The sequence below is a fragment of the Moraxella equi genome (genome assembly GCF_002027555.1).
GTDB lineage: Bacteria > Pseudomonadota > Gammaproteobacteria > Pseudomonadales > Moraxellaceae > Moraxella > Moraxella equi.
Window position 1 is genome coordinate 1 of sequence record NZ_MXAP01000141.1, and the last position, 7,165, is coordinate 7,165.

Annotated in this window: 9 protein-coding genes; 4 read left to right on the top strand and 5 right to left on the bottom strand. The window is 45.6% G+C overall.

Features of this window, described 5'->3' with window-relative positions; all coding sequences use genetic code 11:
* Nucleotides 1–194: 194 nt before the first annotated feature.
* Complete coding sequence (locus B5J93_RS11880) at nucleotides 195–842, bottom strand: UPF0149 family protein (protein WP_079326567.1); 648 nt, start codon at nucleotides 840–842, stop codon at nucleotides 195–197.
* A gap of 147 nt (nucleotides 843–989) precedes the next feature.
* Here B5J93_RS11880 and B5J93_RS11885 point away from each other — a divergent pair, with 147 nt between their 5' ends.
* Both B5J93_RS11885 and B5J93_RS11890 read left to right on the top strand, forming a co-directional pair.
* A complete protein-coding gene (locus B5J93_RS11885; protein ID WP_079326568.1) occupies nucleotides 990–1,355 on the top strand; it encodes a hypothetical protein in 366 nt (121 codons plus the stop codon).
* Between the two features lie 19 nt (nucleotides 1,356–1,374).
* Nucleotides 1,375–1,980: a cell division protein ZapA gene (locus B5J93_RS11890; RefSeq protein WP_079326569.1), complete on the top strand. Its 606-nt coding sequence runs from the start codon at nucleotides 1,375–1,377 to the stop codon at nucleotides 1,978–1,980.
* 100 nt (nucleotides 1,981–2,080) lie between these two features.
* Here B5J93_RS11890 and B5J93_RS11895 read toward each other — a convergent pair whose 3' ends face one another.
* Nucleotides 2,081–2,785, bottom strand: coding sequence for a YggS family pyridoxal phosphate-dependent enzyme (locus tag B5J93_RS11895; RefSeq protein WP_079326570.1), 705 nt, complete (start codon nucleotides 2,783–2,785; stop codon nucleotides 2,081–2,083).
* Between the two features lie 165 nt (nucleotides 2,786–2,950).
* Between B5J93_RS11895 and B5J93_RS11900 the strand changes: the two genes are divergently transcribed.
* Both B5J93_RS11900 and B5J93_RS11905 read left to right on the top strand, forming a co-directional pair.
* Nucleotides 2,951–3,997, top strand: a complete 1,047-nt coding sequence (locus tag B5J93_RS11900; RefSeq protein WP_065256236.1) for a type IV pilus twitching motility protein PilT — start codon at nucleotides 2,951–2,953, stop codon at nucleotides 3,995–3,997.
* Nucleotides 3,998–4,006: 9 nt separating this feature from the next.
* Nucleotides 4,007–5,131: a PilT/PilU family type 4a pilus ATPase gene (locus tag B5J93_RS11905; protein ID WP_079326571.1), complete on the top strand. Its 1,125-nt coding sequence runs from the start codon at nucleotides 4,007–4,009 to the stop codon at nucleotides 5,129–5,131.
* A gap of 58 nt (nucleotides 5,132–5,189) precedes the next feature.
* On the opposite strand, the gene fur is transcribed toward B5J93_RS11905, so the two are convergent.
* The 3 genes from fur to B5J93_RS13865 all read right to left on the bottom strand — a co-directional run.
* A complete protein-coding gene (gene fur / locus B5J93_RS11910; protein ID WP_079326572.1) occupies nucleotides 5,190–5,636 on the bottom strand; it encodes a ferric iron uptake transcriptional regulator in 447 nt (148 codons plus the stop codon).
* Nucleotides 5,637–5,844: 208 nt separating this feature from the next.
* Nucleotides 5,845–6,732, bottom strand: coding sequence for a class II glutamine amidotransferase (locus B5J93_RS11915; RefSeq protein WP_079326573.1), 888 nt, complete (start codon nucleotides 6,730–6,732; stop codon nucleotides 5,845–5,847).
* Between the two features lie 23 nt (nucleotides 6,733–6,755).
* Nucleotides 6,756–7,165 (bottom strand): hypothetical protein (locus tag B5J93_RS13865; RefSeq protein ID WP_211278891.1); only part of this gene is annotated, 410 nt, incomplete at its 5' end.

Sequence of the window (7,165 nt, forward strand, 5' to 3'; positions counted from 1 at the left end):
AGTTCGGTTGGTATATTTATATGATAATTATTAAGACAATAAAAAAGGGTATTACTACCCTTCTAACAGCATTTATCAAATTTTTGCAAAGCCAATCTTTTTATCATGCTAAATTATCACAAAACAATACAAAACTGTTATTTTTTAGCAAACTTGCCTTGAATGATTTTTGCGTTAAAAATTTAAGAGAAATATCATTGCTTTTTATTCATCGCATTAAACACAGGAGGTAGCTTCTTTTGGGCTTCGTGTTCTTTTTGGACTTCGCTGGCGGTAAGACGGTCGGGGGATAAGCCTTTGATGATGGACAAATCAGACACATTTTTGCGTTTGCGGTTAGATAGGCTCACTGGCACCATACGGGCAAATTCAAATAAGTACAAATACTCTTCTTCATCGCCATCAAACTCATCTTCTTCATCAGGGCGGATACTGGCGATTTTGGTAAGGTCAGCCACCTGCTCACGCTCATCCGCCGTCAGAGCCACTTCTGCCACGCCAAGCCCTGTGATAAAGCCCCCCGCCCAGTCTTTTAGTGCCAAAAACCGCTCAGACAGCTCATGCTCATCATCAGGCACCAGTGGCTCATAGCCATAGGCGTCATCTTTGTCTTTTAGGGCAAAACTCACGTCTTCGCTATATTCCGCCAACAGCTCCAACGCCCGCTCATCGGGCAGGGCAAAGCTAAGCTCGGTCAATATCGCCGACCATCCTGCCACGTCCGTGGGATGACAGGCGGTCATCAAAGCACTCATGAGACCATGTAGCTCGCTGATAGAGACATCTGTCCATGTGCTAAATGCTTCTGCCCAGTCATTAAATCCTGATAAATCGTCACTCATAAGGCTCTCGCTGTTGGTTAAATTGCCCTATAAATGCCGCCATTTTGGCAAAAGTCAAGGGCGTTTTGTGTTTTTAAAATCTCATGCTACAATAACACACCAATCATCGCTAACAATCGCTTATCGCCCATTATCCTAGGAACACCCATGCTAACCCAATTACAACTCTTAGAGCAGACCATCACCGAGCTAAAAGCACGCTATAACATCACCGCCACCGAACTTGCCAATCTCAAACACAAATTGGCACATGATGACAGCCCCCGTCAAATCAGCCAGTTACAGCTTGAAATCAGCCAAAGCAAAGATGAAAATAACGCCTTGCACGCCCGTATCAAAGAGTTACTGTCCGCCCAAGACGAACTTGACAAACGCCTAGATGAGCTAAGCCAAGACAACGAACGCCTAGCCAAACAAAACAAGGATCTTACCGAGAAAAACGCCCTTGCCATCAGCCGTGCCGAAGTCATCCAAACATGGCTTAGCAAAATTGACAACCAAAATCACCAATAAAAATCAACAAGGACACATCATGAACATTCATTCTGCCATCAAATTCGGTGCCAAAAATAACATCAAAGTCAGCCCATCGCATGAGACATCTGCCCCAAGCGAGCCGAGCAAGACCGCTGAGCAAAACACACAACAAAACCTAAATTCAAGCCTAAGCTCAAACCAAAATCTAAGCCAAAACCAAAACAACCAAAACACAGAAAATCCAGCCCTTGCCAAATCTACCACGCCCACGCCTGCCCCAAAAGCAAGCGACAGCACGCTTGGCAATATTGGCAACACCACACCCAAAGCCCCGACCAAACCTGCCGATAAGGCGGACAAGCCGAGCTTTAAGGCGGTTGATTTGAGCATTGCAGGGTCATCACACCGCATTACCTGCCCTGTCGATGAAGTGGCACAGTTGGAGCAAGCAGGAGCATACATCAATGACAAAATCCGTGAGCTTCGCCGTGCCGTCAAAGGCAAAAACCCCAGTAACGAAGAGCTGTTGGTACTGACTTGCTTGGAGCTGTACGACCAATGCCAAAGCCTAAAAAACGACCGCAAAAATCAACTGCTAGACAATGAACGTGCCAAAGCCTTGATTGATAAAATCACCAAAGACGCCCGTTCGGTGTTGTAAAATCCTTATAAAGTGATATTAAAAAATGGCGTGTTAAAACGCCATTTTATTTTTTATAAATTTAAAAACCTTTTAAAGACTTTTTAAATAACCTTTTAAATCAACCATAATCCCGCTCGCCAAATATCGCCGTCCCCACTCGCACCATGGTTGAGCCATGGGCGACCGCCTGCTCCATATCGCCACTCATGCCCATGGATAGCGTATCAAAGTCGGGCAAATCAAAACGCCCTTTGATGTCATCGAATATCGCTTTGGTACGGACAAATGCGTCCGTACCGTCTTTGCTTGGGATAATCATCAGCCCACGCAAGGTCAGCTTTGGCAAGCTCATCACGGCTTGTACCAGTTCATCTAATTCATCAATGCGACAGCCTGATTTACTCGCTTCATCGTCAATGTTGATTTGGATAAGCACGTTTAGGGGCGGGCGGTCATCTGGACGTTGATCGTTTAGCCGTTCGGCGATGATGGCTCGCTCCACCGTCTGCACCCAGTCAAAATGCATGGCAATGTCACGGGTTTTGTTTCGCTGAATATGCCCGATGTAGTGCCATGTTATCGGCAGATGTGCCAGTTCGCTCATTTTTATCAAGGCTTCTTGTAAGTAATTTTCACCAAATTGGCTTTGTCCTGCCTGATACAGCGTGGCAATGTCTGATGATGGCTTGGTTTTTGAGACGGCAAGTAGCACCGCTTTGGGGTCGGCCTGATAGGTGTCATTGATGGCGTCTAAGCGTTCTTTGACTGCCGTATGCCGTTCGATGAGTGCGTTGGATGATGGATGGTGGGGAGCTTGTGTCATGGTTTTTCCTTAAATCTTTGTATTTTAGCAGAAAATACCCACAAATGGCATAAACTTTGGCATAAAATGGATTGTAATATCTGACGGGACGTGCTTTAATGGCAACGCAAAATATTGTATAATAAGCCCATAATTTATCTCGTTTATTCATTTTAAGGCAATCCCATGTCAGCTCCTAGTATTGAAGACCTACTGCGTTTTGTGGTAAAAAATAAAGCGTCCGACTTGCACTTATCGGCAGGACTACCGCCCATGATTCGTGTGGACGGCGAAGTGGTGCGTATCAACACCCCCGAGATGGATCACTCTACCGTGCATAAGCTCATTTATGACATCATGAATGACAAACAACGTGCCGACTACGAAGAGTTTTTAGAAACCGACTTCTCGTTTGAGATCCCAGGTCTGGCTCGTTTCCGTGTCAACGCCTTTAACCAAAACCGTGGTGCTGGTGCGGTATTTCGTACCATTCCATCCAAGGTTCTGACCATGGAAGATTTGGGCATGGGTCCTGTCTTTAAAAAGGTCTCCGACTTTAAACGTGGTGTGGTACTGGTTACAGGTCCGACAGGTTCGGGCAAATCAACCACGCTCGCTGCGATGATTAACTACATCAACGAAAGCCGTAAAGAGCATATCCTAACCATCGAAGACCCCATCGAGTTTGTCCATGAATCCAAAAAATCGCTCGTGAACCAACGTGAAGTACACCGTGACACCCTAGGCTTTGATGCTGCCTTGCGTTCGGCACTGCGTGAAGACCCTGACATCATTTTGGTCGGTGAGATGCGTGACTTGGAGACCATCCGTCTTGCCTTGACCGCTGCCGAGACAGGGCACTTGGTGTTTGGGACACTCCACACCAACTCCGCTGCCAAGACCATTGACCGTGTGATTGACGTATTCCCTGCGGCCGAAAAAGACATGATTCGTGCGATGTTATCCGAGTCCTTGCAGGCGGTTATCTCGCAAGCCCTACTCAAAAAAGTCGGGGGCGGTCGTGTGGCAGCTCATGAGATTATGCTTGGCACGCCTGCCATTCGTAACCTTATCCGTGAAAACAAAATCGCCCAAATGTACTCTGCCATCCAAACAGGTGCAGGCGAAGGCATGATTACCCTTGACCAGACCTTAAAGAACTTGGTCGCATCTCGCACCATCACCAAAGAGACGGCGCGTGTCTATGCCAAACAGCCAGAAGCATTCTTATAAGGGGGTCACATGGATTTTGATAAACTACTACAAGTGATGATTGCCAAAAACGGCTCTGACCTTTTTATCACCGAAGGCGTTCCCCCATCACTCAAAGTCAATGGTACCATTTTGCCCATGACCAAAACCCCGCTGACCGCTGAACAGACCATGGCACTGGTAACCAGCATCATGACCGAAGCTCAGAAAAAAGAGTTTCATGAGACTAACGAATGCCAGTTTGCCATCTCTGACAAAGCCGAAACCGCTCGTTTTCGTGTGTCGGCGATGATTCAGCGTAACAAGGCAGCGATGGTACTGCGTAAGATTGAGACGCAGATTCCCACCACCGAAGATTTGAACCTACCACCCATCCTAAAAGAGCTTGCCATGAAAAAGCGTGGCATTATCCTACTTGTGGGTGCGACAGGTACAGGTAAATCCACCACGCTGGCTGCCATGATCGGCCATCGTAACGAGAACTCTCGTGGTCATATCATTACTATCGAAGACCCGATTGAATACGTCCATCAGCACAAAGGCTGTATCGTCACTCAGCGTGAGGTGGGTATTGACACGCTCTCGTTTGAAGAAGGTCTAAAAAACACTCTACGTCAAGCCCCTGATGTCATCCTTATCGGTGAGATTCGTAACCGTGAAGTCATGAGCTATGCCATCCAGTACGCTGAGACGGGTCACTTGGTGTTTGCCACGCTCCACGCCAACAACGCCAACCAAGCCATCGACCGTATCATTCACTTCTTTGAAGCGGACAGACACGGACAGTTATTCATGGACTTGTCGCTCAACTTGCGTGCCATCATCGCCCAACAGCTTATCCCAACCCCTGATGGCAAAGGTCGCCGTGCCGCCATTGAGATTTTATTGGGTACACAGCTCATTGCTGACTACATCCGTAAGGGCGAGATTCACGAGATTAAGCCTGTCATGAAACGTTCACGCGACATTGGCATGCAAACCTTTGACCAAGCATTGTTTGATCTGTATGAGTCAGGACAAATCACCTATCAAGACGCCATTAAACACGCTGACAGTCCAAATGACCTACGTCTACAAATCAAGCTTGAAAGCAAAAATGCTGTGGTCGAAGAAGAGACTGCCAAACTCTCTATTGACATGGGCGACTACTCATAACCTGGCGATAGGCAAACAAAAAGACTGGTAATGACCAGTCTTTTTTATGACTCTTGATTTAGCTTTTATTGGCAGGGTCAAGGGTCTTTTGACACTCTGCGTTGTCGCACACGCCATGCAAGACCAGCGAATGCCCTGACAGCTTGAAATTATACTTCTCGGCGATTTTCTCTTGCTCATCTTCGATGATGGCATTATGAAACTCTTCAATCTTACCACAAACATCACACACCAAATGGTCGTGGTGTTCTTCTTGGGCAATCTCAAACACCGATAGGTTATTTTCAAAATTATGACGTTCAATGATGCCTGCCTGCTCAAACTGAGTCAGCACACGGTACACCGTCGCCAAACCAACATCTTCACCTTGCTCGGCAAGTGCCTTATACACGTCTTCGGCACTCATGTGGTGGTGTTCTGCGTTCTCTAATAGCTCTAAAATCTTCATGCGGGGCAAGGTTACTTTTAGACCTGCCTTGCGTAAATCTTTGTTGGTAAAAGCCATGTTCATCACCTTTTAAATTGTAGACTTGGTCGCTGATTATTGATTTTGTCAATCATCACAGCCCTTTTGATTATTATTTGATAATCAGTTACAAGATAGGTGTACTTTAACACACTTTTGATAAAATTTCATCCATCAATTGAGGATTTATAGACAAAATGCCTGATTTTTGGGATTGGTTTTTTTAATACCATCTAAAATACCAAAACTAAACACTCGCCCCCACACTTCTTGCCAAAGCGATGCCGTCTTCGATAGATAGATAGGTTTTTTTGCTGGGCGTATCCTTAAACACCACGTCGCCGTCCCTAAATACCACACATTCGTCCACGGCAATCTGTTGCCATTTTTCGTTGTTGGTGAGCGGTATGGTAACGATGACGGTAACTTTGTCTTTGGCGGTGGTCAAATCGCCAAAATTGACGCTCATCTCCCCGTCTGACAAATTAGCCTCGCCAAAAGGGGCTTTGCGAGTCAGATAAAAGAGCAGACTGCCTGCGTAGGCAAATTGCCAATCCCCATTAGAAATCAAGCAGTTAAAAAGCCCATTGGCGGACAGATAACGGCATTGTGCCGTCAAAAAGGCAAATAACGCCTCATCGGACGGACGGGATTTAAAGGTGGCTTTTAGACGGTTTAGCAGGTAACAAAACGCAAGCTCGCTGTCAGTCGTCCCCACGGGCGTATAATGCTCGGCATTGCCGTTGGCGTGTAGGCGTTCGGTGCGACTGATAAAGCTCGCTGTCATCTGCCCGTTGTGGGCAAATACCCACTGCTCGCCCCACACTTCACGCACAAAGGGGTGTAGGTTGGATAGGTTGCTTTTTTCGCCTGTGGTCGCCCGTCTGATGTGAGCGATGACGTTCATCGCCTTGATGGGATACTGATTAATCAAATCCGCCACAGGCGATAGGTGCGACGGCTGATTGTCATGGAACTGGCGTAAGCCTATCTTGCCCGTCTCGCCACGTTCAAAAAAGGCGATACCAAACCCATCTTCGTGATGGTCAGTCCCCCCGCCCCGTTGGCGAAAGCCCGTAAAGCTAAATCCAATATCGGTGGGGGTATTGCAGTTCATTCCAAGTAGTTGGCACATTTTATTCTCATTTTTTTGCAAATTTAATGGTTTAGTTTTTTAATATAAAAAACATTGATGGTTGAAAATATCACAGCAAGAAAAACCATAATCATAGATGCTTTTATCATATAGTCAAAATTAGCGATGTTTTCTTGAATAATAAACCCATGTCTGGTAAAGAATATTGATAAATAATATATTGGAATTCCAGTCCAAAATATTATCTTTGCCGAAATGGGTTTTTGATACTTTTTGTGATATAGATGTCCAATAATAGCCATAATAATGCTGGATTTTACACTGGCATTAAATATGGATAAAGAAAACATTAAAGCGATAATAAATATCCAATGTATTAGCTGTTCAATTTTAAATACTGTAAAGCCAATAATTACAACAGTAGCGTATAACAATAAGATAATAAATAAAATAAATATACCAACCGAACCCA

Coding starts and splice junctions, on each gene's coding strand:
- B5J93_RS11880 (WP_079326567.1), bottom strand. CDS start 842: ATGAGTGACGATTTATCAGGATTTAATGACTGGGCAGAAGCATTTAGC.
- B5J93_RS11885 (WP_079326568.1), top strand. CDS start 990: ATGCTAACCCAATTACAACTCTTAGAGCAGACCATCACCGAGCTAAAA.
- B5J93_RS11890 (WP_079326569.1), top strand. CDS start 1,375: ATGAACATTCATTCTGCCATCAAATTCGGTGCCAAAAATAACATCAAA.
- B5J93_RS11895 (WP_079326570.1), bottom strand. CDS start 2,785: ATGACACAAGCTCCCCACCATCCATCATCCAACGCACTCATCGAACGG.
- B5J93_RS11900 (WP_065256236.1), top strand. CDS start 2,951: ATGTCAGCTCCTAGTATTGAAGACCTACTGCGTTTTGTGGTAAAAAAT.
- B5J93_RS11905 (WP_079326571.1), top strand. CDS start 4,007: ATGGATTTTGATAAACTACTACAAGTGATGATTGCCAAAAACGGCTCT.
- fur (WP_079326572.1), bottom strand. CDS start 5,636: ATGGCTTTTACCAACAAAGATTTACGCAAGGCAGGTCTAAAAGTAACC.
- B5J93_RS11915 (WP_079326573.1), bottom strand. CDS start 6,732: ATGTGCCAACTACTTGGAATGAACTGCAATACCCCCACCGATATTGGA.